1 pseudogene is annotated in these 392 nt (G+C 33.4%); it reads right to left on the reverse strand.

The window, feature by feature from the left end:
• Positions 1-392 (reverse strand): annotated as a pseudogene (locus FUA22_RS13965) (hypothetical protein); the annotation flags it as partial.

Genomic DNA, 392 nt, shown 5'->3' on the forward strand with positions numbered 1-392 from the left:
TTATCTAAAATATGATTTAAAAAGGCTGAAACTACTTTTTTATCCAATGCTTCAATGGTCTTAAGCTCTGGATGGTTTTTTTCAAGCCAAGTTAAAATGGTATTAATCTTGTTTTTATAATCCTTATGGGTTCGTTCACTAACAAGTTTTTCTTTAAGTTTTAGTCCAAAATCATAGGCTTGTTTTATGGTCATTTTAGGCGTCTCTGTTGCTGGTACTTCTTTAGGGGCTTCCACCTCACTTTTTACTTCGTTTTTGGCAGTTTCTTTTCTATTATTTAACTTGTTATGAAGCTCGGTGTTATCCTGATAAGGATTGTAGCCTTGTTTTAGAAGTTTGAGCAGTGTTTTCCTGTAAACTACTAAAACCTCCATACGTTCTTCCTTGGTTTT

It is taken from the genome of Seonamhaeicola maritimus (assembly GCF_008056315.1).
GTDB classification, from domain to species: Bacteria; Bacteroidota; Bacteroidia; order Flavobacteriales; family Flavobacteriaceae; genus Seonamhaeicola; species Seonamhaeicola maritimus.